This is a genomic window from Pantoea sp. OXWO6B1, from assembly GCF_001641135.1.
In the GTDB taxonomy this organism is placed as follows: domain Bacteria; phylum Pseudomonadota; class Gammaproteobacteria; order Enterobacterales; family Enterobacteriaceae; genus Pantoea; species Pantoea allii.
The window spans coordinates 1,252,726-1,277,986 of the sequence record NZ_LWLR01000001.1 but is presented as its reverse complement, the minus strand read 5'-3'; the positions used below and the strand labels follow the sequence as shown (position 1 = coordinate 1,277,986).

21 protein-coding genes and 2 pseudogenes are annotated in these 25,261 nt (G+C 51.3%); 10 read left to right on the top strand and 13 right to left on the bottom strand.

The annotated features are described in order from the left end of the window. Positions 1-228: 228 nt before the first annotated feature. The 6 genes from A6A26_RS08205 to A6A26_RS08180 all read right to left on the bottom strand — a co-directional run bounded on the left by A6A26_RS08205 (position 229) and on the right by A6A26_RS08180 (position 7,225). A complete protein-coding gene (locus A6A26_RS08205) occupies positions 229-1,557 on the bottom strand; it encodes an MFS transporter (protein ID WP_063878277.1) in 1,329 nt (442 codons plus the stop codon). A gap of 77 nt (positions 1,558-1,634) precedes the next feature. Beyond that, complete coding sequence (locus tag A6A26_RS08200; protein ID WP_244915416.1) at positions 1,635-3,146, bottom strand: xylulokinase; 1,512 nt, start codon at positions 3,144-3,146, stop codon at positions 1,635-1,637. Between the two features lie 24 nt (positions 3,147-3,170). After that, complete coding sequence (locus tag A6A26_RS08195) at positions 3,171-4,211, bottom strand: zinc-dependent dehydrogenase (RefSeq protein WP_063878275.1); 1,041 nt, start codon at positions 4,209-4,211, stop codon at positions 3,171-3,173. 30 nt (positions 4,212-4,241) lie between these two features. Further along, complete coding sequence (locus tag A6A26_RS08190) at positions 4,242-5,051, bottom strand: class I fructose-bisphosphate aldolase (RefSeq protein ID WP_063878274.1); 810 nt, start codon at positions 5,049-5,051, stop codon at positions 4,242-4,244. 25 nt (positions 5,052-5,076) lie between these two features. Beyond that, the gene (locus A6A26_RS08185) at positions 5,077-6,042 is read right to left on the bottom strand and encodes a D-2-hydroxyacid dehydrogenase (protein WP_063878273.1); all 966 of its coding nucleotides are present in this window, start codon (positions 6,040-6,042) and stop codon (positions 5,077-5,079) included. Between the two features lie 508 nt (positions 6,043-6,550). Then, complete coding sequence (locus tag A6A26_RS08180) at positions 6,551-7,225, bottom strand: EAL domain-containing protein (protein ID WP_244915418.1); 675 nt, start codon at positions 7,223-7,225, stop codon at positions 6,551-6,553. A 481-nt stretch (positions 7,226-7,706) separates the two neighbouring features. On the opposite strand from A6A26_RS08180, the gene A6A26_RS08170 reads away from it, so the two are divergent. Continuing rightward, entirely contained in the window at positions 7,707-8,147 is a 441-nt protein-coding gene (locus tag A6A26_RS08170; protein ID WP_063878270.1) for a GNAT family N-acetyltransferase, read from the top strand. Positions 8,148-8,254: 107 nt separating this feature from the next. Here A6A26_RS08170 and A6A26_RS08165 read toward each other — a convergent pair whose 3' ends face one another. Beyond that, on the bottom strand, positions 8,255-9,445 hold the full coding sequence (locus A6A26_RS08165; protein ID WP_063878269.1) for an alpha/beta hydrolase-fold protein: 1,191 nt from the start codon (positions 9,443-9,445) through the stop codon (positions 8,255-8,257). A 247-nt stretch (positions 9,446-9,692) separates the two neighbouring features. Between A6A26_RS08165 and A6A26_RS08160 the strand changes: the two genes are divergently transcribed. Both A6A26_RS08160 and A6A26_RS08155 read left to right on the top strand, forming a co-directional pair. Further along, a complete protein-coding gene (locus A6A26_RS08160) occupies positions 9,693-9,905 on the top strand; it encodes a hypothetical protein (RefSeq protein WP_063878268.1) in 213 nt (70 codons plus the stop codon). 224 nt (positions 9,906-10,129) lie between these two features. Further along, complete coding sequence (locus A6A26_RS08155; RefSeq protein WP_063881099.1) at positions 10,130-11,374, top strand: ADP-ribosylglycohydrolase family protein; 1,245 nt, start codon at positions 10,130-10,132, stop codon at positions 11,372-11,374. Between the two features lie 612 nt (positions 11,375-11,986). Here A6A26_RS08155 and A6A26_RS08150 read toward each other — a convergent pair. The 6 genes and pseudogenes from A6A26_RS08150 to A6A26_RS24730 all read right to left on the bottom strand — a co-directional run bounded on the left by A6A26_RS08150 (position 11,987) and on the right by A6A26_RS24730 (position 16,569). Next, positions 11,987-13,276, bottom strand: a complete 1,290-nt coding sequence (locus A6A26_RS08150; RefSeq protein WP_063878267.1) for an MFS transporter — start codon at positions 13,274-13,276, stop codon at positions 11,987-11,989. After that, on the bottom strand, positions 13,273-13,764 hold the full coding sequence (locus A6A26_RS08145) for a NanQ anomerase/TabA/YiaL family protein (protein WP_063881098.1): 492 nt from the start codon (positions 13,762-13,764) through the stop codon (positions 13,273-13,275). The genes A6A26_RS08150 and A6A26_RS08145 overlap by 4 nt, the downstream gene beginning before the upstream one ends. Before the next feature lie 52 nt (positions 13,765-13,816). Next, positions 13,817-14,734 (bottom strand): dihydrodipicolinate synthase family protein, encoded by a 918-nt coding sequence (locus tag A6A26_RS08140; RefSeq protein WP_063878266.1) that lies wholly within the window; start codon positions 14,732-14,734, stop codon positions 13,817-13,819. Positions 14,735-14,780: 46 nt separating this feature from the next. Further along, positions 14,781-15,475 (bottom strand): annotated as a pseudogene (locus A6A26_RS08135) (PfkB family carbohydrate kinase). Positions 15,476-15,766: 291 nt separating this feature from the next. Continuing rightward, the gene (locus A6A26_RS08130) at positions 15,767-15,982 is read right to left on the bottom strand and encodes a hypothetical protein (RefSeq protein ID WP_063878265.1); all 216 of its coding nucleotides are present in this window, start codon (positions 15,980-15,982) and stop codon (positions 15,767-15,769) included. After that, the gene (locus A6A26_RS24730; protein ID WP_306277960.1) at positions 15,979-16,569 is read right to left on the bottom strand and encodes a DUF2778 domain-containing protein; all 591 of its coding nucleotides are present in this window, start codon (positions 16,567-16,569) and stop codon (positions 15,979-15,981) included. Before A6A26_RS24730 ends, A6A26_RS08130 begins: the two co-directional genes overlap by 4 nt. 649 nt (positions 16,570-17,218) lie before the next feature. On the opposite strand from A6A26_RS24730, the gene A6A26_RS08120 reads away from it, so the two are divergent. From A6A26_RS08120 to A6A26_RS08085, 7 genes and pseudogenes are all read left to right on the top strand, one after another. Then, on the top strand, positions 17,219-18,505 hold the full coding sequence (locus tag A6A26_RS08120) for an MFS transporter (protein ID WP_063878264.1): 1,287 nt from the start codon (positions 17,219-17,221) through the stop codon (positions 18,503-18,505). A 402-nt stretch (positions 18,506-18,907) separates the two neighbouring features. After that, positions 18,908-20,452, top strand: coding sequence for a methyl-accepting chemotaxis protein (locus A6A26_RS08115; RefSeq protein WP_063878263.1), 1,545 nt, complete (start codon positions 18,908-18,910; stop codon positions 20,450-20,452). Positions 20,453-21,206: 754 nt separating this feature from the next. Beyond that, complete coding sequence (locus tag A6A26_RS08110; RefSeq protein WP_063878262.1) at positions 21,207-21,725, top strand: DUF2778 domain-containing protein; 519 nt, start codon at positions 21,207-21,209, stop codon at positions 21,723-21,725. Between the two features lie 242 nt (positions 21,726-21,967). Continuing rightward, positions 21,968-22,459, top strand: a complete 492-nt coding sequence (locus A6A26_RS08100) for an Hcp family type VI secretion system effector (protein ID WP_063878260.1) — start codon at positions 21,968-21,970, stop codon at positions 22,457-22,459. A gap of 13 nt (positions 22,460-22,472) precedes the next feature. Then, positions 22,473-22,637, top strand: a pseudogene (locus tag A6A26_RS25420) (chemotaxis protein); the annotation flags it as partial. Between the two features lie 515 nt (positions 22,638-23,152). Next, positions 23,153-24,022 (top strand): phosphorothioated DNA-binding restriction endonuclease, encoded by an 870-nt coding sequence (locus A6A26_RS08090; RefSeq protein WP_063878258.1) that lies wholly within the window; start codon positions 23,153-23,155, stop codon positions 24,020-24,022. A 322-nt stretch (positions 24,023-24,344) separates the two neighbouring features. Beyond that, positions 24,345-25,223: a LysR family transcriptional regulator gene (locus A6A26_RS08085; protein ID WP_063878257.1), complete on the top strand. Its 879-nt coding sequence runs from the start codon at positions 24,345-24,347 to the stop codon at positions 25,221-25,223. The last annotated feature ends 38 nt before the right edge of the window (positions 25,224-25,261 follow it).

Genomic DNA, 25,261 nt, shown 5'->3' with positions numbered 1-25,261 from the left:
GAAAAGCGCACCGACCAGCGCGTGTCCGATCGGTGCCCGATGCTGCCTTTCTGAATTAAGCGGTTTGCCAGCGTCCGTACACCGTCGGCGCCATCATCACCACCTTGTCATACCGCACACCGGCTATTCGGTAAACGGGTCAGCGCGCCAGAGACTGACACAACGTTATGTTCTGCTTTGCTGACGGGCAAAGACGTTACTGTGCCTTTCATTATCAGGCTGTGAGTCTTACTTCGGCTCATCAATAATCAGCAGCAACACCAGACCAATCACCGCGCAGATACCGAAATACGTAAACACTGAACTAAATTGCCCGGTTTTATCCAGTAAATAACCCGCTGCCATAGGTGATACAAAGCCGCCCAGATTACCGCCGCTGTTCACCAGTGAAATGGCGATAGGATAGTTTTTCCGGTCTACAACGCCCATTGGATAAGCGGTAAATGAAGGCCAGCCAATGTTGAGTAACAGCCCCACCATAAACAAGGCTCCCGCGACCATAGCGGTACTCTGCGGCACGTGAATCATCACCACCATCATAAGAATGGTCGCCAGTGCAGTGAAAATCATCGTGGGCTTACGACGTCGGCCAAAAATGTTGTCAGAGATCCAGCCACCAAAAATAGAGCCAATAAATCCGCCGATGAACGGCATGGCCGCGACGAAGCCCATTTTGACAAATGAGAAGCCTTTCTCATTCACCAGATAAGAGGGAATCCAGGTCAAAATGCCGTACATGATACTGACCATCATAAAATAGGCGATGGTGTTTCCCCAGACATTGCGCGAACGGAAAATCCTGGCGGCAGAATCAAGCGGCTTAATTTCCCTTACCCTGATGATTTTATCCAGTGTTGCAAACCGGCTATGTTGCACAATATTCTCAATAGTGACCTCATCACCGGACTCTGTTTCAGACGCACGGATATATTTCAGCTCACTGGGAGAAACAAATTTACTCTCTTCCGGTCTGGATTTGACCAGGAAATACCATATGACGGCCAGTAATAGCCCGGGAATGGCAAACAGGAAAAACACCCAACGCCAGCCAAAGGTTAAAGAGATCCACACCACTAAAGGCGGTACAAGGATAGGCGCAAACATGGTGGAAGCGATGTAGATCCCTGTTGCAGTCGCCTTTTCTTTTGGTGGAAACCAGTTGTTAATGGTTGATGTTAACCCGACCGGCGTTGGAGCTTCGGTAACCCCCAGGCCGAGCCGTAACCATTTGATGGAAAGCGCCGAAGACGCTGTACCGATTAACCAGGTAAAGGCCGAGAAACCGAGGATGGAAAGCGTGACAATCCCACGCACACCGCGTTTAGCCAGCAGGAAACCGGCTGGAATCTGGCAAATGGCATAACCCAGGAAGAACATACTCGCAATTTGACCTGCTTCGAAATTGGTCATATTAAATTCTTCAGTAATAAAGGGTAATACCGAACCTATATTTGAACGATCTGCATAATTCACGGCATAAACAGCAAAGATTAATGCCAGCACCACCCAGCGAAAATTCGTGGCGGGTTTTACCTGTGACAGAGAAGAGGTTTTCATAATTTTCCCTTTTGCAAAAGAAAAAATAAAGAGACGTTATAAATAACGATTCCTGTTTGGTTATTATTTTAAAAAAATTACAGTGTGTTTTTATTGCTCGCTAATGAATGCATGGTTGATTTAAGTATCGGGTAAAGTGAATCGTAAATACGGTAATGGTTGTGATAAAGGTCGATCAGTTTTTTATCATTACTGGGTTTAAAACTGGCTTCTTCCGTTTTTAATATCGGCAAGTCGGGATCGTTAATACCGCAAAAAAAGCCGGCCCCGGTTGCGCCTGTCATTGCCGCACCAAATGCTGCTGCATCACTGGTTTGGGCAAGGTTATATTCAATATGGAGGATATCTGCCTTTATCTGCGTCCATAACGCATTACGAGAACCGCCCCCTACACTTAAAATTTCATCAAGCCTGACGCCCCACTTTTCATAAGCGATTTCCAGGATCTGTTTCATGCCATAAGCGGTTCCCTCCATTGCTGCGCGGATTAAATCGTTTCGTTTGTGCGACAGTCTTAACCCCACCCAGGCGCCAGAAGCCCGCGTGTCCCATAAAGGGCTGCGCTCGCCCGCCAGGTAAGGAAGATAAATCAACCCGTTAGCGCCAGGCGCAGACATCGCGGCCAGTTTTTCCAGTTCGCCGATATCCTGCATTTCTGGCCACAAGGCCTGATTGAGCCAGCCAAAGGTGCCGCCGGTGGTGGACATTGCGCCATGGGCCAGCCACTGATTAGGCACAACGTGGTAACGATTCATGAAACGGCTGTCGAAGTTCGGCGTTTCAAGGCAAAACGTGATGACGCCCGAGGTGCCGGTCGACTCAAAGGCCGTCCCACCATCGATAAGCCCTACAGAAAAGGCCGCCGCCGCGGTGTCAGCAGAACCAAGAATAACAGGCACGCCTTCCATTAAGCCGGTTCTGTGACTGACGGCTGCAGTGATATGCCCCACAACCGACGTGCACTGGTAAATTGGCGGCAGGATGTTATGGTCAAACTTCCAAAACCTGAGAAGATCGCTCGACCATTTTGGTGCAGAAGACAACACCACCGCGCCAGAATAGGCCGCCTGCGTGGGATCGATACCCGTTTTCTTCGCACCGAGTTGCAGCGCAAGATAGCCGTTTAACAGCACGACATTGTGGACTTTTTTCATTAACTCCGGCTGCTCTTTCTGCAACCAGCCCAGCGTCCCCACCCAACAGGCAGAAGGTCCGGGGCTGTTATGCGTTAATGAACGGACATACTCTTTCTTGTCTCCCAGCGTTTGGTTAATAAACGCCTCTGAACGCCCATCCAGATAAGTGATCGCGTTACATACGGGCTTACCTTGTTTATCCAGCAAGACCAGTGTTGGACAAGCGACGGAGAAGCCAATCGAGACAATATGCTTTACTTGCGCCGTTACCTCTCTAATCGCGTCTTCAACCTGTAACCCGTATTCCTCAACGGCTATTTCATGGCTTAAGGCGGTTTTCGATATAATGGTGACATCACGTGCGGCCTTAGCCAGCAACTCTCCGTGAAAATTAAAAGCGCAAACTTTAACGCCACTGCTTCCCGCATCAATACCAAGAAAGGCTTTTTCCATCGCTATGACCTCCATTGGCTGACGTTAATCGTTATGAATAATGATCTTCACCGCATCGCCATTTTGCGCATGGCGGAGCGCTTCGTTTATCTCCGATAAGCTAAAACGGTGCGTAATTAAGGCTTCGACGTTTATTTGCCCCGATGAAATAAGCGCAAGGGCCTTTTCATAACCTTCGCGGCTGAGCGCACTGGCACCGGTAATCACCAGTTCGTTGTAGTGGATCAGATTGACATCAATATCGGCCGTATCATCTTTTGAGAAACCGGCAAACAGATTGGCTCGACCGCCTTTTCTCAGTAATGCCAGCGACGGATTAACCAGCGCGGGAATGCCGATAGCCATGATCACCACATCTGCTCCCAGCCCGGCCGTCTCAGACAGTACAATGGCCTTCAGGTCCTGCTGACTGGCGTCAACGGCCTGGGTGGCCCCGCATTTCAGGGCGACCTGACGTCTTTTTTCATTGAGATCGCTGACGATGATTTTCGATGCGCCTGACAGCTTCGCCAGCGCGACGTGCATCAGCCCTATTGGGCCTGCGCCCATAATGACCACCACATCCCCCAGATGGATACCCACGTTTTTCTGCCCGTTAATACAGCAGGCTAAAGGCTCTGCCAGCGCGGCGGCATCATAAGAGACGGTGTCGGGTAGTTTGAAAACATTGCCGGCCTCAAGGGCAATGGCCGGTATTTTGACGTACTCAGCGAAAGCCCCATCAAACTCGTAACCTATAGCCTGACGGTGCTGACAGACGTTTTCTTTTCCACTGCGACAATACAGACAGGAACGGCAAGGAATAACAGGATCAACAGCAATGCGATCCGAGAGCGCAAAGTGAGTGACATCCTGCCCGACATCAACCACTTCACCGGCAAACTCATGACCGATAACCGAAGGAAAACGTACCCCTTTTGTTTTTCTGCCGGTTATGATGCGGCTGTCTGTACCACAGATAGCCGCTGATTTAACACGCATGACCAACTCACCTTGCGCCGCTTTAGGTGCATCAACGTGAATCACTTCAAGTTTGTTGGCCTCAAATAGCACTGCTGCTTTCATACTGATTTCCTCATTTATGCTGTCGCGGACTTAGTTGCCGCCGGCTTGTTTGTAAACCGCGATCGCCTCGTCTACGCTGCAATCGTCATTAATCATGGCGTCCAGTGCGCGGACAACGGCGGTGGGGTTGTCGTGCTGCCAGACAAAGCGGCCATAGGTGACCCCGCCCACGCCGATATCCAGTGCTTTCCGGGTGTTGGTCAAAAAGCTCACCAGATCTTTACCCATGTCCCCACCGGCCAACGCCACCATTGCCGGACAGCACGCCACGACCTCTTTAAAGGTGTCAGCAGAACCGGACCACAGGGTTTTAATGATATCCACCCCCAGTTCAGCACCGGCGCGGACGCAGTAGGCCAGATTTTTGGCATCGAAGGGGTTATCTACCATCGGCCCTTTGGGATAGATGTGTGCGACAACCGGCAGCCCTGCCGAGCCTGCTGCTTTGGTGATCTGCCCCAGAAAGGTCAGTTGCCTGGCCTGTTCCGGCCCACCCAGAATGCAACCCACCGAGATGGCGTCTGCCCCAAAGCGAATCGCTTCGTCTACATCCGCAACGGGCGTATCAAACGCCTCGTGATAAGGAATGGAGTAACTGGTGGCTTTCATGATGATGGAGACATCGGAATCGGCATAAGGCGCAAAGGATTTTTCAATGATGCCTTTGTGCATCGTAATGGCATCGGGTTTACCGGCGACAACCTTGCCCATGACCTCGTTTATCGGGCCAATGCCAGGTAAAACGCCGCGTGTAATAGGATGGTCCATGGTGATGGCCAGCAGACGTCCTGATTTTTTATTTAGCAGTCGTTTTAAGCGGATTTCTTTTCCCAAAAACATAATTATTCTCCTGGTGTTTTATGTACTACGGGTTAACGATATTTATTGGTTTGCCACTCAGCCAGGCATTAATATTGTCGATGAGTTTGTCGGCTAATGATTGAATCGCTTCCTGGCTGGCCCATGAAATATGTGGCGTTAAGATAAAGTTCGGGAGTTGCGTGAGTTTCATGATCGGCGCGTCATTGTCTGGCGGCTCATGTTTTGCCACATCAAAAGCGGCCCCGGCAATACGCCGCGTCATTAATGCACGATATAAATCCTCTTCATTGACGATGCCACCGCGTGCCGTATTAATAAGCAGGACCTCAGGCTTCATGAGTGCAAACTCATTTTCGGTAATCATATTTTCCGTTGAGGGTAATAACGGACAATGAAGTGATAAGATGTCGCTGGTTTTCAACACTTCGTCAAAATCGGTATAAAGCGGCCCCATATTACTGACCCCTTTATACGCAGCAAAAAGCACCTTCATTCCCAGACTTTTCGCTATTTCGCCCACTCGCTTACCGAGTACGCCATCGCCAATAATGCCCAGAGTCGAACCGGCCAGATTTTTAATGCTGTAGTCGAAAAAACAGAACTGGCCTGCCTGCTGCCAGCGTCCTTTCTGCACGGCCTGATGATAGGCCGTAATGCTGCGGCGCAGGGCGAACAGCAAGGCAAAGGTGTGCTCAGGTACGGTATCCACCGCATAATCCCGAATATTCGCGACGGGGATATTTCTGGCTTTGCAGGCGTCGATATCAATTGCATCAAAACCTGTGGCAGCCACCGCAATAAATTTAAGATCCGGTGCCTGAGCGATCAGCTCTGACGTTAACTTGACTTTATTAGTAATGACCACATCCGCCTTTGCAATGCGTTCAGCGCATTGCTCCGGTGAGGTTCTTGCGTGCAAGATTAAATTATGCGCGCCATGAATCGTTTTTAACTTCACACTCCCGGGAAAGGTAGCGTAATCAAGAAAAACGATATTTTTATTGTCCATTGCATGAGCATCCTTTGAATGTCTTGATATTCAGCCATTATCCACACAGACATTCATCAGGCTATATGCAAAAAAACATAATAGTGCGCAATAATTATCATACTTCCTGTGTAATTAAACAAATCGCTGCGAGACTTCTCGCATAAACTTCGTTTTAATTAATTAAACCCGTAATAAAAAAAGAGGATCATTCGGTAAGGTTCGCTCGAATTTATCCTTTCTGTTTTTACCCGCCCTTCCCTTTTATTTAGCTGAACACGTTAATGGAATAGCCTGTTGGCCTCCGGTTGGCGGCTGCAATATTGCGTCAGCAAAGCGGGGGGCAGGAAAGCGGTATGAAAAGGCGGTAAAAAGGGGTGAGGACAGAGAGGGAACGTCACCCTGCTTTGGCAGGGCCGGGATGCATCAAGAGAGGCTATCAGCGTGCGGGCGGCCCGGGTAGTGAAGCGTGGGATTGCGCCGGGTGTGGCTGAAACGACCATTTCTGGTTAGCGGCTAAACGCGATGTTCAGCCCAATGCCTCAAAATTGATGGCGTCAAACAGGTAGCCCTGGAATGCCGCGGCATAGGGTTTAGCAAACTGAAAGTAAGTTTCCTGTTCAACGCCTTCTACAATAATAAACTGACAATAGTCTTTAATTTGCATCAGGGTATCTTTCCAGAGCGGGCTGTTATGGTGCTTCCAGAAAAAAAACTTATCGATTTTAACGGCCTCATATAATCCCTTTTGCAAACAGGGAAAATGGGAAGAGGCACTGCCAAAATCATCCAGCCATAAGGTGTAATGATTATATAACTTTCGCAGTAAGGGATTATTCAGCCCCTCCGCCAGATTGGGGAAGTCTTCTGATACTTCAATGCGCAGAAAAGAATGCGCTGTGGCGAGTTCGTAAATATCCCGTTCTTCCAGCAGCGCAAAAGCCATCTCTACATCGACATTGACAGAACACAGCAACTGGTGACTTTCAAAGAAATGTCTTTTTTTATCAATCAAGAACAACTGGTCTCTTAAGAGACTTATTTTCTGTTCTTTATGCATGTTATTTATATGGAAAAAAGGCGTCCCTGGTGCGGCAAATCGGGTTAAGACTTCAACGGCAATACGTTCAGATTTCAGGTTTACAATAGGCTCAGCAATGAACCGCCAGGCACGGTTGTTATTATCAAGATTCTGGATTTCCATTCCCATGCTCTGATTAACGGCATTAAAGTAGATCGATTATTGATCGTCGCCAGCTATCAATCAAATGAATTTTAACGGATTGGTCTATGATTAAACCTATCAAACTTTAAAAATCGATCGTTAAACCCTTGTTATTTAATGAAGACTCGAAAACTGAAAAACTCCAGTTACGTCTGGATCGTATTGTGGTCAGGTTATGCAGGCTCAGCCAGGATACCTTTATTAATTCCTTTCAGCGTACAAGGGAAAGGGGGAATACGGCTCAGGCCGCCGGTCATCGCCGCATTAAGTCCAGCGTAAAACAGATGAAACTGGCAGGCCGATGACGCCAGGATGCCAGGATGCCAGCGAAATGACAAAACAAGATTAAAAACGGTATTTGTAGAAAAGCGGCACCCCATGACGTTTTACGCCTTGAAACGCCGTTATTCAGGCGATACTGTTTGACCACCTGCCATCGTCATTTTCATTCAGAGCTGCCATGCGCCTCTCATTTTCTAAACTTGAACCTCATCATCTTAAAGAAATATATGAAATACGCTTTTCCGTAACGGAAAATCGCCTGCACGCGCATCAAATCCACTATTTACAGCGTGAACAAGCGCTCGACGATATTCGTCAGGGCGGCGGCTGGATTTGCCAGGTGGACGGTGAGTATGCCGGTTACGGGTTAGGGATCAATGCGCCCGAACCGCTTATTGGCGGGCTGTTTGTTAAACCTGAATATCAAAAACAGGGCATCGGGACACAACTGCTGAACGCTATCACACAGTGGTTTATCGATCAGGGCGCGGAGGCCATCGTACTGACCACCGATCCCGGCTCGAACGCGGAAGGGTTTTATCAGGCAAATGGTTGGGTCGCAGAAGGCAGTGATGCGTTTGGGCAGCGGGTGATGCGTAAGCGCTTACCGCGTGGCTGACATGATGCCATCCGCCGCCAACGAAACCGCAGCGTTCCCGCCGCGTTGGGGAGAATGCGCACAGGATGTCCTGCTCATCCTGTGCGCGGTCCGCGTTGAAGCCGGGATTAGTGCGACTGGGGTTTAAACAGCTGCTGCACAAACTCCACATATGCCGGTCGCCAGACGTCCATCTCATGCCCTAAGCCCGGATACTGGGTGTAATGGAAGGTTACGCCCTGCTTTTCCAGCTCGGTTTTGAGTCCGGCAATGTCTTTGCCTGTCACGATATCTTTATCGCCCACCACCAGCGTAAAGTTTTTCAGCTGCTTATTCACGGTCTGCGGCTGGCTCAGTTGGCGCGTCACGACCTCATTAGGCACGGTACTGGTGGTCACGCCGCTAAAACTGGCCAGCCAGCCAAAGTCGCTCAGGTGCGTCATGCCTGACACCAGCGCCTGATAGCCGCCCTGGGACAGCCCGGCAATCGCCCGGTCATCCGGTTTACGACTCACGGTAAAGCGTTTTTCCACCAGCGGGATAATGTCCTGCATTAACTCTTTATCCGCAGCGGCGGCATTGAGGGGATAAAAGTCTTTGCGACGATCCGCAGGTGGGAAGTTTTCAGGAATAGCCTGCACGATGTCGGTTTCGGTATCGGGCACCACCACCAGCATCGGCTTGATTTTGCCCTCTGCCAGCAGGTTGTCCATGATCTGCGGCAGGCGCAGTTGCGAAATGGCGGACAGCCCGGTATCGCCAAAACCGTGATAGAAGTAGAGCACCGGCAGCGGTTTATCATCGGCCTTGTAACCCGGCGGCGCCCAGACAAACACCTGACGTTCCGACTTCAGGGCGGTGGAATGATAGGTCAGGGTCAGCACATCGCCGTGCGGCACGTTGCGCTCATCCAGAATACTGCCCGGCACCAGAATCATACTGGTGTTCACCTGGCGCTGCGGTTTAGGGAAACGGCTGCCGGTATCCGGCGTGCGGAAACCGTCTACGTCGAAATAGTATTCATACAGGTTGGGCTTCATCGGCGCGCTGGTCCACGACCAGATGCCGGCACTGTCCTTTTTCATGTCATGCGATTGCTGGCTCAGCGGCGTGGCGCCGGTCACCACGGCAACCTGCTTCGCGGCAGGCGCAAAGAGACGGAAGGTAATGGAGTGATCAGGATTGAGCGCCGTAACGTAGCGGCTCACCGGGATACTTGTATCCGGGGTTTGCGGTAAAGGTGCGGCAATCAGTACAGGGACATATCCCGTCAGCAGGCTTCCTGCCAGGAATGCAAAACAGGCTAAGTTTTTTTTCATCGTGGGTTCCGTTTTGTGTATGGCGAGGTAGTTATTACATCTTTCTGTCCCCGGAAGAGAGAAAATGGATTCGCAAAAAATGCAGGGTGTGATGCGGTTCAAAAAATTCCGCCACGCTCTGGCATGCAAAACCCGCCCTTTTTTCTGCAACCATCGTGCAACGACTCGCATTTTCTCACCCGCCAGCCTCGCATTAGGGTTATCGTCGCAGCATTAACACCTTCCCCTTTATAAGGACTGAGTATCGATGCGTAAACTTCCCTTTCTGCTGGTCACACTGGGCCTTTTGATGTCGGTCGCCTCTCAGGCACAGGCCGAAGGCTGCCTGAAAGGCGCGCTGGTGGGCGGCGTGGCGGGCCATCTTAAACATCATGCGGTTGCCGGTGCCATGGCGGGCTGCGCGGCGGGGCATTACCTGGCGAAAAAGCATAAAGAAGAAGACAGTAAGCAAAGTCACTAGCGGTTCAGTTGGGGTTGCCGGTGGGCCGCCCCGCTAAAGGTCAGGCTTCGGCGTGGCAATGAAATCCACGCCTGTCTTTCCCGTCCTGCTTTCCTCCCCCCTGCCCGCCAATAGCCTTTGATCGACATCGCTTTCAACTCGCGTTAATGTGTCAAATCGTGTTTGAAAAGCCGAGAAGCGTGCCGCCCTGGCTGGCTGGCGCTGAGGTAAATCAGGACAAATGGATGAATGCTGATAAAATCAATCGGGCTAAAGGCGCATTAGTTGGGTTGGCGCTGGGCGATGCGTTAGGTACCACCCTTGAATTTCAGCCCAGACCGGCAAAACCGGTGGTAACCGACCTGGTTGGCGGTGGCCCCTTTATGCTTGAACCCGGTCAATGGACGGATGACACGTCCATGATGCTGTGTCTGGCTGACAGCCTGATCGAACGGGGCGAAAATGTACCTGCCGATCAAATGCGACGCTATATCAACTGGCGCGATTATGGTTATAACTCCTGCACCGGAACCTGTTTCGATATTGGCACGACCGTCGCCCTCGCGTTAAAAACATTCAGCGCTGAAGGCATTGCGCTGGCGGGCAGCACCGCCCCCAGAAGTGCGGGCAACGGCAGCCTGATGCGCACCGCGCCTGTGGCATTATTCATGCATCACGCCCCTCTCACTGCGGTCTTTGAAGCGACGAAACTGGCCAGCGCCACCACTCATGCAGAACAGCGATGTATTGAGGCCTGCCAGTACATCACGGGCCTGATCCACATGCTGCTCAACAGCGATAACACGCCGACCAAAGCAAGGCTATTCAACGCGTTTCATTCTGCGCAGTACGCATGGATAAAAACACTGCATCCGGACTCCTTAGCCATTATTCAAGGTCGCTACCGTCTTAAATCGCGTGATGAAATCAGCAGTTCTGGCTATGTGATTCACTCACTGGAAGCCGCTCTCTGGTGTTTCTGGCACAGCGAGACATTTGAGGAAGGGGCATTACTGGCGGCAAATCTTGGCGATGACGCGGACAGTGTCGCCGCTATTTATGGTCAGCTTGCGGGTGCGTATTACGGTTACCATGCCCTGCCAAAATCCTGGCTTTCACGGCTGGCCTGGCACGATGACATCGTGCAACGGGCTAATCTCCTGATTATCAGACAAGACAATACCGTACTAAAACGCTTCATCGCTGACTGCCAGGACGATATTGAAAACAACATGCCGCTATCCGCCGAAAAAAATCAACTTATGCTGACGGGTTTTGGCTGGAACCAGTGGATAACCCACAATATGTCGCTGAGAGAAAAAGAAAGGATTTCGCACGCGTCTGTCGCTGAGTGCCTGAGTCTGGTGACCGTTTATACTCGCGGCGATCGCTATATTGAGGGATTGCTCCATACATCCGCATCGGATGGGACGCTCGACGCCATTATTAACAGGCTGGCGATATTGATTCAGGATGAATATGCCCTTTGACGCCTTGCTTCTGCTTAAAGCAACGCGGCTTATTTTTCACAGGCCCTGCCCCTCTCGTTAAGTCAAAACCCTGCCAGATGACCTGGCGTTGAGTCGGGCGTGATCACTGCTCGCCGTCTTTGCCAAAGCGACCGCTCAGTTCCCCTGTATTTGTATCGCTGCAACCGTCAACGCAAACGGCGTCGGCGTGCACACCGCCAGACTCAGGCCGCCCACCTGCAGTGCACCGCCTGATGCCATGATAAACGGCCGCAATGTTGTTATATTTTCTCTTTTAGTTCAACAGAATTTAATTAAACCGATTTATTGTCTGGAAGAGAAAAAACGATAATTACGCGCCGGGCAAAGAGGTTAACCCGAATAGAAAAGACGATGACAGACGGAGAAAACGCCCCCGTCTGGATGAATCATTTTCTTTAAGGGCAATCGATGCGCCGATCATCCTGAACCGGCGTGATCGGCCCCCTGCTCTGCCGATTACCGCGTTAAACGGTTTCGTACTGGTACATCTCACGTCAGCCCTCGTTAACAGAAGGTAAACCCTGTCAGCGATAACCGTCAGCGTGGGCTGCCACCTGGTGCAACCCTGGCTCGCCGCCAGGGTTGGGCTTGTTAGCTTGCCTGCAGCGGCTTACGCACAAACAGGCCATAGCTCAGCGCGCCCAGCATCAGCAGCGCGGCACCGAGCAGAAACACATTGGTGAATTTCCCCGTGGTATCCAGAATAATGCCGGTCACGATGGGCGCCATCGCCGCCCCCAGGAAGCCGCCAAAGTTCTGAATCGCCCCCAGCGAGGCAACCTGTGACTTCGGTGCAATATCGCTGGCCAGCGTCCAGAGCGCGCCCTGCGGCATTTGCGAGAAAAAATAGCCCAGGGACAGCAAGCTAATTGCCAGCGGCGTGCTGTCGACGAACGGAATCGGTGCCACGAAGCAGGCGGCCAGAGCAGCCCCTGAGACGACAGGGACTTTGCGCGCGGTGATGGCTTTGACGCCCCGACGCACCAGATTGTCCGAGAGCATGCCGCCAACCAGCACGCCCAGAATACCGGCCAGAAACGGAATAGAGGCAATCCAGCCCGTGGCTTTCAGGCTGAAGCCCAGCGATTTTTCCAGATAGCCCGGCAGCCAGGTCAGATAAACCCAAATCGTGAACATAATAGAGAAATTGCCGATCACCATAAACCAGGTGGTGCTGTGTCGGAACAGCGATCGCCAGCGAACCGCGGTTTTCTCTTGCGGTGTGGCCGCGCTGTATTGTCCGGCATGCAGCAGCGCATCCTCACGGGCATTGGGATCGCGATAGAATTTCCACCACGCCAGCAGCAGGGGAAGCCCCATCACACCGATCGCAACGAACATGCCGCGCCAGCCCAACGTCAGTAACAGCACGGTGAGGATGGGCGGCGCAATGGCGTTGGCAATTTGCGAACCGGTATTGATAATCGCGGTGGGCAACCCGCGTTCACTGTCACCAAACCAGCGGTGGGTGATTTTTATCCCCGAGGTAAAGAACGGGGATTCAGACACGCCCAGCAGCATACGCAGACCATAGAAATAGCTGTAGCTGTTGGCAAACGCCGTCAGCACGGTAAAACCCGACCACAGCCCCAGCGCCCAGGAGAACATCTTTTTGGGGCCGAGTTTGTCCACCAGCCAGCCCGCAGGCAGGTTCGCCAGTGCATAGGGCCAGAGAAACGCCGACAACAGTAAGCCCATTTCGGTCTGGGAAAAGCCAAATTCCGCCGCAATGGTGGTGTTGGCAATGCTGAGGTTGGCGCGGTCCAGGTAATTCACTATCGCCGCCAGCAGTAACAGCGTAACGATGCCCCAGCGCAGTCGCCCTTTCAGCGTGCCCTGCTCGCTTACCGTCGTCTCTGACATCGGTGCAGAAGGCTTCATGGCAACGCCTGCACGGCAAACAGATCGAGATGAATTTTAATCACCGCCTTGCGGACAGGCTGGGCCAGCGGAGACGCGCAGCCAGGGCGATGAATATCGTGGGGAAAGAACAGCGCAAACTGCCCTGGCGTCAGCGCGATGCTGTATTCATCCGTGATGTCCTGATAAAACACGACATCGTTTTCAATCCGACGGTCTTCCGCTATCACATGCTGCGGCTGGGCACGCGTCACGCCGATCGTTTCACGTCCGGCCAGCAGGTACTGGATATCGACATAGCGAAAATGGGATTCGGCCCGGCGGGCGCTGGCAGGCTCGGTCTCCATTTCCTGCAGCAGGCAGAACATTTGGTTGTCAGGCAGCAAATCGTATTTTCCCGTTTCCATCTGGCTGAAATCGCTGGTCGCAATCCAGCGAATCGCCTGGTCAACGATGGGATGAAACGCATGGCGCTCACGCGCCCAGTCAAGTTGATCGCATACAATCATGGTGTTTTCCCCTGTAGTAAACCGATGCATAAGCAGCGTAAAGCGATTTTTATCAAAGGCGTGACTGCCACAGCGCACTGCCTTCGCGAATCTGGTCAAGCAATACGCTCAGTCCCCAGCATTTCTCCAGCACGTTGTCCCGGTTGACGCGGCAGTGCTCGCTGGTAAAGGTGCCCAGGCGCTGGTGATAAATTTTGGCGTTTTTGGGATAGCCCAGGGTTTCGGTGACGGCGCTCAGCGACAGGAACAGCGACAGCTCATGGGCTTTTTCAGGCTGCTGTGCGCCCTGGTGATAAAGCCAGACATACAGGTTTGGATGAAAGTTAGTGAACACGCCGCTGAAACCGCGCGAACCGGCCTGGATAGCGGGCCACGCAATGGCCGCATTGGCGTTGATTACCGCCAATGGCGTGCCTTCGGCCAGCCTGACGCGACGCTGTACCGTGGGCAGATCGCAGCTCACGTCTTTCAGCACCACAAAGCGATTGCTGTTGGCGCAGAAGCTGAACTCTTCATCGCTGAGCAGGCGACGATACGGTGCCGGGCACTCGTAGAGCCCTAACGGAAGATCGGTCGGTAGCGCCGCGAGGAGATGATTGAGGTGAGCATAAAACGTCTCACTTCCCTGATTCTGCGGATCAAGGTGATTGGTGACCAGCACCAGGGCATCAATGCCCGTTCCGGCCATCGCCTGCAGCTCCTGAGTCTGTTCAGTTAATCCATCGCTGATGTGGCCGGAGGCAATCACCGGCACGCGGCCCTGCACTTTCTCCACCACAAAACGCGCCAGCGCAACGCGCTCCTCCAGGCTGAGAAACTGCATTTCACTCGACTGACACACCGCAAACAGCGCGTCCACGCCCTGCGCCAGATACCAGTCGATCAGGCGTGACAGGCCGGGATAATCGATCTGATCATCCGGGGTGAACGGGGTCAGCATGACCGGGACAATACCTTCAATCTTTTTCATGGTTTCTCCTGCCAGCGCCAGCGCGCGGCGGTTGCGTTACGTCGGGTTATCGTTGATTAAGTCGGATGACCGCCTGATGCCGTTTGGGCATAGTGCTTGCGCCTTCCCGCGCGACGGCCTGGGACGCAAAGGCCGATGCCCATGTGTCGGCCTGCGCGCCGTTAAAGGCATCACCTGCGCCGGTGGTGTCCACACTGAGCGCCGGAAAAGCGGGAGCAGCAGGACATCCGCCTCGGTGAATGCGTGGGTTAGCCCGGCAATCCCGGCATCCGTCAGGGTTTTACTGGCCCCGGAACAGGCAGCAATCATGCTCTCACCGTTTTCCTGCGAGACATCGAGGATGGCGCTGCCCGTGGGTTCGGTATCGGTCTGGTATAAACGGAAAGAGTGAATGTCTGATGACGAAAGGTGATCAAACGCGAACTGGCTGACCCCTTCGGTGCCGACTTTGGCAACCAAATGAACGCGCGATCCGGCGCGGCTGGCGGCCATCGCCTGCCTGGCACCCTTGCCGCCTGGCCCAGAGGTGCTGCTGTGCGCCATCGGCGATTCACCACGTTTAGGAAATCGCGCCATCCTGGCGACGCTATCCACATGACATGCGCCCGGAATGCAGACCTTGCCCTGTCTGCGCCTGGTTTTCCGCGTGACACGCCGCTGACTCGCCAGCCCGTTAACGGTGACGCGTTCATATTCGTCCAGCCATTGCAAAATCTGATTGCGTCGTTCTTCCAGAAACATTTCCGCCCCTCCAGCCTGGCCGTTAAGCGTAAGGGAGCGCACGCGGCATGAAAGTGATGCAGATCTCAGCACCCGGGGAAAACGGAAGCAAACGGAAGTCAACGAGTCAGCCGCTACGGCATTATCAAGACGGGCAGTGTGAGGGCTGAAAAGCGGCAGGTGTGATTCGCGACAAACTGTCTTCGGGCGGTAACGGCGGGAAATACCCGCAAACGCGCGTTGAATAGAGATCATCCTGTTCAGGAAACGCCTGGCCGCGGTAAGTGCGTCCCGCCAGGCATGTGCGGCGGGCTAACGTTTTAGCTTTCGGTATCCCCACGAGGCCAGGACAGCCAGCACGAGCGACAGTACGAACTTAACCACGATGAACGTAAACGAATAACTGTTCATCGCCTCTTCGCCATCGCCTTCGATGGTGATATGGCTCATAAATAACGTGTTGATCCAGCTATCCGGGATCAGCACAAAAGCCGCCAGCAACACAATAATGAATACCGCAATTTTCATCTCACACCACACTGACTAAAATCTGGAATGCCGCGCACATCAAGGCGGCCATAAGCCATCAGGTCTTTCCCGCCCGGCACTTTTATCTTGGGTATCCGCAGCAACGCATTTCTGAGGGTTTGAAACTCCGATGAGCTGTACAGCGTTACGCAGCCCCATGAAACACCGGTGCCGTCGCTGTTCAAAGGATGGAGACGAAAGCTGCCCCGCCGTGTGCCATTGACGTAAACATGATCACTCATGGTTTCTGCGTTGTATAAACCAAACCATTCGGAATGATGATTTTTGTACAAATGATAAGCATCAATCACTTCTGCACGCAGTTGGTTTAGCACGCTCCCTTTCGGACGATCGACTATCCAGTATGTGCCCGGCGGGATCGCGGCCTTTTCGATATCTGAACAGTCAGGGTTATTGATATAGCGGTCGATGCCTGACAAAACATCAAATGAACCGATGCCATAGCAGTCAAGCTTAACCCTTTTTCCGTCTGGCGAGAGACGATCGTAGTCCATCGTACAGATTTGCATCTCACTTCCTTTAGAGGTGGCACAAGCTGAAAATAATACTGAAACCCTGTTCAACATCAAACGACTACCTTTTAAGATTCCTCTTATAACGTTGAAGCGCCTTCCTGCAGGTTATTATGTTCACCAACGCTGAACGTCGCCCTTAATTTTTATTTTCTGTAAAGCATAAAAACACCTGCGCTGGCAGGTTAAGTTACCAAAAGAGAATAGCATTTGAATGTGTATATAACGCCCCGGCCTTATTCGCGTTAACAACTACAGACGGCTTTATTAACCATCAGACTTAAAACCCATCGTGATAATTAACGTAACGCCTAAAACCCGGCGAAATAAAAAACCTAAACAGCCCATCAACCTGTAAGGGACCTTCCCTTCTGCCCGCCAGTAAAAGGCTTTCGTCATGACGTTATGGCTGGAACAGCTTAGCGTTACCATGATGCCAAACCCGCATCTCGCCATTTAGTCGCTTTAGCCATGTCGGTTACGCCGATCACATTATTTACCGAAAGTTATTTTCACGATATTAAACAATGCGCGTAATCACACCACTCGATTATGCGTTTATTGCAAAATCGCTTACCCAATAATAACAAGATGCAATCATGAGATTAACTAACACTCTATTAATTAACCTACATCTAATTTAAGCAATCATGTTACCTGTTTAGCGAAAGCATGAGGAAAAGGTAACAATAAAGGAACAATCATGAAAACAATCCGCTATTACAGATGGCACATGATATTACTGGTGTGCTTTATTACGATCATTAATTACCTCGACCGCACGGCGTTGGGCGTGGCCGCGCCGACGATGATGAAAGAACTGGACATGACCAAGGAGCAGTATTCCTGGGTGGTGAGCGCCTTTCAGCTGGCTTATACCATCGGTCAGCCGGTGATGGGATGGTTAATTGATACTATCGGCCTGAAGCTGGGCTTCTTTCTCTGCGCCATCGTCTGGGGGCTGGCCACCTTAGCCCACTCTCTGATCGGTTCCTGGCAGGGGCTGGCGTGTATGCGCGCCATTATGGGCTTTAGTGAAGCCTCGGCGATTCCGGCCGGGGTGAAAACCGCGGCCACCTGGTTTCCGGCCAGGGAGCGAGGCATTGCTACCGGGGTATTTAACATGGGCACCTCCTTTGGGGCGATGCTGGCTCCGCCGCTGATTGCCTGGTGCATTATGTTCCACAGCTGGCAGTTTGCATTTGTCGTTGCCGGCGGCCTGGCTATCGTAGCGGCCTTTGTCTGGTTTATCTTTTATCACGATCCTAAAGAGGCCAAACGGCTGTCGGCGGAAGAGCGCGCCTACATTGAAAGCGGTCAGGAAAAACACCTTCACACCGGGAAGAAAGAAAAGACCTCTGCATTACGCATACTGAAACAGCGTAATTTCTGGGGCATTGGCATCTCGCGGTTTCTGGCCGATCCGGCATGGGGAACCATTAACTTCTGGGTACCGATTTTCTTTGTGGAAACCCTGCACTTCAGCCTGAAGGAGATTGCTATGTTCGTCTGGCTGCCCTTCCTGATGGCCGATCTGGGTTGCCTTGCCAGCGGGTTCGTGGCGAAGTTTCTGAACGACCGTGGCATTGGCCTGATTAATTCTCGCCGCATTACCTTTACTCTCGGGGCGGTGCTGATGACCACCATCGGCCTGGTCAGCATTGTTGACAACCCCTATATCGCCGTGTTGCTGATCAGCATTGGGGGGTTCTCGCATCAGTTGCTCTCCACCGTGGCCGCCACGCTGGGTGCGGATCTGTTCAGAAAGGATGAGGTGGCGACCGCCGTGGGGATGGCAGGTGCCTGTGCCTGGTCGGGTCAGTTGATCTTTAACCTGTTTATCGGCGCGTTCGTCAGCATAATTGGCTTTGGCCCGTTCTTCATTGCGCTGGCGGTGTTTGATTTGATTGGCGCGGCGGCGCTGTGGATCTTGATCAAAGCGCCAAAGGATGCCGGAACGTCGGATGCAGGATTAGCCGTATCGCCGTAGTGTTGTGGCGTGATATGACGTGGAGGTGCGCTGCGGGGCGTGCCTCTTTTTTCTCATCCAAGAGAAGCGCTGGCGGCGTGAGAGTCCGATAAGGAAGCGCGGGATGATATCCGCCGGCGTCTGACGCTGATGCATTAACCCAATGCGTGGGCCTGTCCCCACCGGATGCTCAGCAAGATGCTGGCGCGACGCGGTTTCCACTCGCAATCTGCCGTTTTCTGCCGCGGGCCGAGCCATAAATAAACCTATAAATAAGAAATATTAACAGACCCGCGAGAGGGGTTTTTCCTGTAAAAGTTTATGTCGTGATTGCTTACATTTTAATTATCACGGCCGGGATAAAGATTGCCGAGTCTGCGCCGAAAGATCGTCGTCTCCCCCACCCTTCTTCAGGAAAGATTTATGAAAATCTCAACACGGCTCGGCTCGGGTTTTGGTACGTTAATCGTCTTCTTTTCCCTGTGCATAGTCGTTGCCATTCATTCTTTGTATCAGTCCAAAAATGCCCTTGAATCAATCGTTCAGGGAGATATGAAAAAAACAAAACTGATCACAGACCTGACGCTTATCCAGCGCGACATGGCCATTACAGTAAGGAATCTGTCGTTATTTACCGATGAAAAAGGCATCGCGGAGCAATCTGCGCGGCTCGGAAAATTAAAGACCCGCTTTGTCGACAGCAGCACTCAACTGGGGCAGATGATTGACCAGTCGGGCAACAATGAAGAAATAAAAGCGTTTGAAGCGATAAAAAGCAGTGAAAAAGATGCACTGGAATCATTCAGTAATACGGTTCCACTGGCGCTGGGGAAAAATAACGCCGCAACAGTGAAGTTTCTTCTGGATACCGTCAGACCCGCGCAGAATCCCCTGATTGACGGACTGACGGCCATGGGGCAGGTGCTCACGCAGCGATCTGATGACGCCGTCAGTGCCAACCGTAAAACGACGGAACAGGCTTACGTCATCTTACTGGTACTGTTAGCTGTCGCGGTCATTTTTGGCCTGTCCACGGGCATCTATTTGATTCGTAAGCTGATGAGTGAACTGGGTGGTGAGCCTGTGACTGCACAGCGCCTTGCCTATGCGATTTCTCAGGGGGATTTGACCTCAGCGGTACAGCTACGCAAAAATGACACCCGGAGCCTGATGGCCTCTTTGTCCAGTATGCAGTCGCGGCTCCGCGGGGTCGTATCCGACATTAAGTCTGGCTCTGCTTCCGTTGCGCTTTCAGCAAACGAAATCTCACAGGGTAACAACGAACTGGCTTCCCGCACTGAAGAGCAGGCCGCTGCACTCCAGCAGACAGCGGCAAGTATGGAACAGCTGACAGCCACCGTGCAGAGTAACAGCGCCATGGCCAGACAGACGGCCAACGCCGCGAGGGATACGGCTTTACACGTAAAAAATGGTGAAAATGATGTCCGCCGTATGTCAGGCACCATGGGCGAAATTTCACAAAGCGCGTCTAAGGTCAGAGACATTACCTCTGTCATCGAAAGTATTGCATTCCAGACGAATATTCTGGCGCTTAACGCGGCAGTAGAAGCGGCACGCGCGGGTGAAAGCGGACGTGGATTTGCCGTGGTGGCAGCGGAAGTCAGGACGTTGGCACAGCGAAGTGCTACGGCGGCAAAAGACATTAAATCACTCATTGAGCAGGCAGTGAGTCAGGTGGAATCTGGCGTCACGGTGGCGAATGAAACAGGCCAAAATATTCTTAAAGTGATCGATCTGGTTGACGAGCTGGCCACATCAATGGATACCATCGCCCTGTCGTCCGCTGAGCAGATGCAGGGGATCTCTCAGGTGAGCGTGGCGGTCAGCCAGATGGATGGTGTAACGCAGAACAACTCTGCGTTGGTTGAAGAGTCTTCAGCCGCCTCACAGTCGCTTTCTGAACAGGCTCAGACGCTGCGTCTCGCCGTAGAGACATTCAAAGTCTGAATGTAAAAACACTGCCGATTACAGACGTATTCGCGGTCGGCAGTGATCACCGTTATTCTGCAACCCGCTGACGGCATGGTCAGCGGTAACAGCTCCCTGCCCTGAATGGGCTGACCCGCAGCGCAGTGACAGAGCGATGTTGTGGTGGCAACCTGTGCACTGACCGGCGTGATGATATGTAGCCTGTACGCGCTGATTTTGGCTTCGTAAACCGCAGAGAAAAACCTCAATCGGTCACGGCGTTGTGATCTGATCTGTACGGGGGGTTTATGCGTCGGCGGCGGTGGTTTTCGGTTTCGCTGGGGTAACGTCATTCAGAGGCCTTCGTTATATTCGCGGAGACGTAATCCGCGCTATCCTTCATCCATCACCGGTTTATTGTATAAGAAGATCGCCGTTGGCTTATTAGGCCGCCCTTTATAGAAGGCCAGTGAATTTCAATTTACATTCTTGTTACTGAAAAAATAGTTTTCACTTCTCATTATATGAGTTACTGAAACAATTTTTTTAAACCACTGACCTGATATACAACTCACACTATTCACTAATGAAAACCAAGAAACACAAAATCAATCCATTTAAAATAAAAATCACATAAAACTCATCAGTAAAGACAGTCCTTAACAAAGCAAATCGAAAAATCAAATGCACAGCACATTAATTGAATATAAATTCAAAATCGTAAGGCTAAAGTTGATGACTTAATTTTTCATTTATATGATAAGCCACAAACCTCATCAGGGAATGGTATATCATGGCATTACAGGGAAAGTTGACGCTTGATGGTGCAGATTATGCGCCTTTTAATTTATATGGGGTGGGTGTTTTCATGGCCTTTTCAGGCAATGGTATCTACCGTAATCACGGTGCATGTGGAGCCATTAAAAGTAATGGTCCGTTACCACTGGGTAAATACTGGATTGTAGAACGTGGCTCTGGTGGCGTATTTTCTAAAACAAAGACGCAAATTCAGGATGCATGGAATAAATTTTACCATGGGACGGCCTTTGGACGCGACGAGTGGTTTGCTTTGTACAAAGATGACCTGAGTATTGATGACGGAACATGGACAGAAGGCGTTTACCGCGGATTATTCAGACTGCATCCGGGGCAAGTCTCAGAGGGATGTTTAACCATTCCACATAATTCGGACTACTCGCGCATAAGAGATGCACTCCTCAAAACAGATCCTGTTCAGGTGCCTTGCATGCGGGATCTCATGGCTCGTGGCTGGATTGAGGTGGTAACGAATGGTTACAGCGCTTGCCCGTAACGCGGTTAAAATCCTCTTTTTTTTGATTATAACGTTCGCTGTTGCTCGCTCACTCGGTCATCCCGAGAACTATGCAGACCATGAATTTGTCAGTCAGTTAGCCCTATTTTTAACGGGTGATGTTAATGCAGAATCAATCTACGATGCATATTTCTACATAGACTTTTTCACTGTCGTAACGATCAGTATTGCTTTTTATTTAATAACAATGATGTTAATCAGAAAAACAAGGAGAAAATAGTATGCCAATTCCTCCCTATATGTGGCTTAAAGACGACGGCGGCGCAGATATTAAAGGATCGGTTGACGTTCAGGATCGGGAAGGGAGCATAGAGATCATCGGACTGGGTCATGGCGTTAACCTCCCTGTCGATAGCACTAACGGGAAAATTACTGGTACGCGTCAGCATTCATCCATGATGATTGAAAAAGATGTTGATAGTTCTACACCTTACTTTTATAAGGCTGCGGCTACTGGTCAAACGTTAAAAAGTGCAGAAATTAAGTTCTATCACATAAACGATGCAGGACAAGAAGTTTGTTATTACACAGTCCTTATGGAAAATGTAAAAGTGACTGGCGTCAACTGCGGCGTGCCTAATGTCCGCTTAGCGGGTAATGATAAAATGAACCACGTTGAAAGTATCAGTTTGCAGTATGAAAAAATTACCCGGCGGATTGTTGATGGCAATATTCAGTTTACTGATGCATGGAATGAGAGACTCACGGCATAAAATAGCACACCTTAATCAGCAGATGCAGGGGATCTCTCAGGTGAGCGTGGCGGTAAGCCAGATGGATGGTGTAACGCAGAACAACTCTGCGTTGGTTGAAGAGTCTTCAGCCGCCTCACAGTCGCTTTCTGAACAGGCTCAGACGCTGCGTCTCGCCGTAGAGACATTCAACGTCTGAATGTAAAAACACTGCCGATTACAGACGTATTCACACTCGACAGTGATCACCGTTATTCTGCAACCCGCTGACGGCATGGTCAGCGGTAACGGCTCCCTGCCCTGAATGGACTGACCCGCAGCGCAGTGACAGTGCAATGTTCTGATGGCAGCCTGCGCACTGACCGGCGTGATGATATGTAGCCTGCATGCGCTGATTTTGGCCTCGCAAACCGCAGCGAAAAACCTCAGTCGGGCACGGCGTTGTGATCTGATCTGTGCGGGGGTTTATACGTCGGCGGCGGTGGTTTTTTTGATTTCGCTGGGTAAACGAAGCCCTGTTAAGGGGCTTTTATTCGGCTTCGCACAGCCTCATCTGTCATAACCTGTTGATGTGGGTGGAAGAGGATTCTGGGAGCCGGTTTTCGTTTCGCTATTTAGCATCGCCTTCTTTCCCTGTATTTCCCCGTCGCTAATCGATTGATCAAGCGATAATTTGCGAGCATTATCGCAATTATTTCCCTATCAAACTGCGTCATGACATCAGCCAAAAACCTGCAAAAATTACTTTCTCAAATCACCGTCTGGCGTAAAGGCGAACAACGCGCGCCCCATAAACCACTACTCGTGCTCTATGCGCTGTCTCAATATCGCCATGGCCATGGCCGGTTTTTTGACTACGCATCTGAAGTTCAGCCTGTGCTTCATGCACTGTTAGAACGTTATGGCCCGCAACGCCGTCAGTATCGTCCTGATATGCCCTTCTGGCGCTTACAGGGTGACGGTTTTTGGGAGCTGGTTAATGCAGAGCACTGCTCATCGACAGGAAGTAAGCAACCTCCGGCTGGGGAACTGAAACGGTATCAGGTCGCCGGTGGCTTTGATGCTGAGCATTATGAACGGGTTAAAAGTGATAGCAGGCTAATCGATAGCCTGGCACAGCAAATCCTTGAAGCGCATTTTCCCGAAAGCATTCAGGAAGCGCTGGCGGATGAACTGGGTTTTGGCATCAGTGAGATGCGGAAACAGCGCGATCCTCACTTCCGGCAGCAGGTGCTGCGCGCTTATCACTATCAGTGTGCGGTATGTGGCTTCAATATGCGCCACGATAATGCGCTGGTGGCGGTAGAAGCCGCGCATATTAAATGGAAACAGTACGGCGGCCCCTGTGAAGTCGTTAACGGGCTGGCACTCTGCGCCATTCATCATAAAGCCTTTGATAAAGGATCGATTGGGCTGGATGAGAATATGCGCGTTGTAGTTTCCGCGGGCGTAAACGGCGGTGGCATTGTCGACCGCCTGTTCTGGGACTTTTCAGGTAAACCGATTAAATTGCCGCAGGTCAGTCAGCATTATCCATCAGATAAATTCGTGGAATGGCATTCACGAGAAGTTTTTAGACGATAAGTAATAACGAATTTTTCCCTGCCATTTTCAATACCCAGATTTCCGCTGGCAATTTTACGCTATGGATTACATTTATTTTCCACAGAAAAACCAGACAACTGTTTCTTACTAATCCCAAAAAAAAGTCTTTTTCACCACCAGGTTCAATCCTGGCACGTTGTTCATTTTATTGCCGAACAAAAAGGGTAGCAGACCATCACTTCATCATCAGGAAAGTGATGCATAGCCGTTGGTATTTTAACGTAAAGTAACAATTTCTAATGTAAATTAAGTCAGTCACAGACACTGACGCATCATCTAACGACAACAGGCGGGAAGCGTAATGGATTTAAACCAACTCAGAACCTTTGTGACCGTCGCAGAAACAGCAAGCCTTACAAGAGCAGCCAGTCTACTTTTTCTCAGCCAGCCCGCGGTAAGCGCCCATATAAAGTCACTCGAAACCGAATTTAATGTTCGACTGTTCACGCGCACCCCTCGTGGTATGGCGCTAACCGCACCCGGTTTAATCATGCGGGATGAAGCCCGCCTCGCGCTTGAGGCCGCCAGTAAATTTGTCAACAAGGCCCGCTCGCTTAATGCGATTGGTACTTGTGCGCTCGGAACGATTTCAGTTCCAGTGATCCTTAATCTGCCACAGGTTCTGACCCAACTGCGTCAGCGGCATCAAAACGTCAGTCTGACAATCCGCCAGAATATCTCCGGCCTTATCATTGATAGTTTGCTCGCCGGTGAACTGGACGCGGGTTTCATCATCGGCAACGTGCATGAAGAGCGATTAGGCATGATTGTGGTTTCCCCTATTACGCTATGTATTGTTGGCCCCCGCGCCTGGAAAACACAACTTGAGACGGCTGGCTGGGATGATCTGCGAGAATTGCCCTGGATTGCCACGCCTGAAAAATGTTCTTTTAGTTCAATAGCCAGGGATTTTCTCCAAAGGCACGGCATAGAGATAAGGCCTGCTATTATCGCTGATCAGGAAAAAACGCTCGCTGAGTTGGTCGGTATGGAAGTCGGTATCACCCTTATGCGGGAGGATATTGCGCTTACGCTTCAGGATAGTGGTGAGTTGTATATCTGGCCCGGCGAAAAAACGGTGAGTCAGCTTTGTTTTGTCTGGGACCGTGAAAAAGAAACCTCCCCCGTGGTGGCTGCGCTGATCGAGACGGTAAGAGATATTTGGCATGTAACAACGTGAGGCCTTAAAGCTCCCCTCTTGCTGGGAGAGGAGCATAA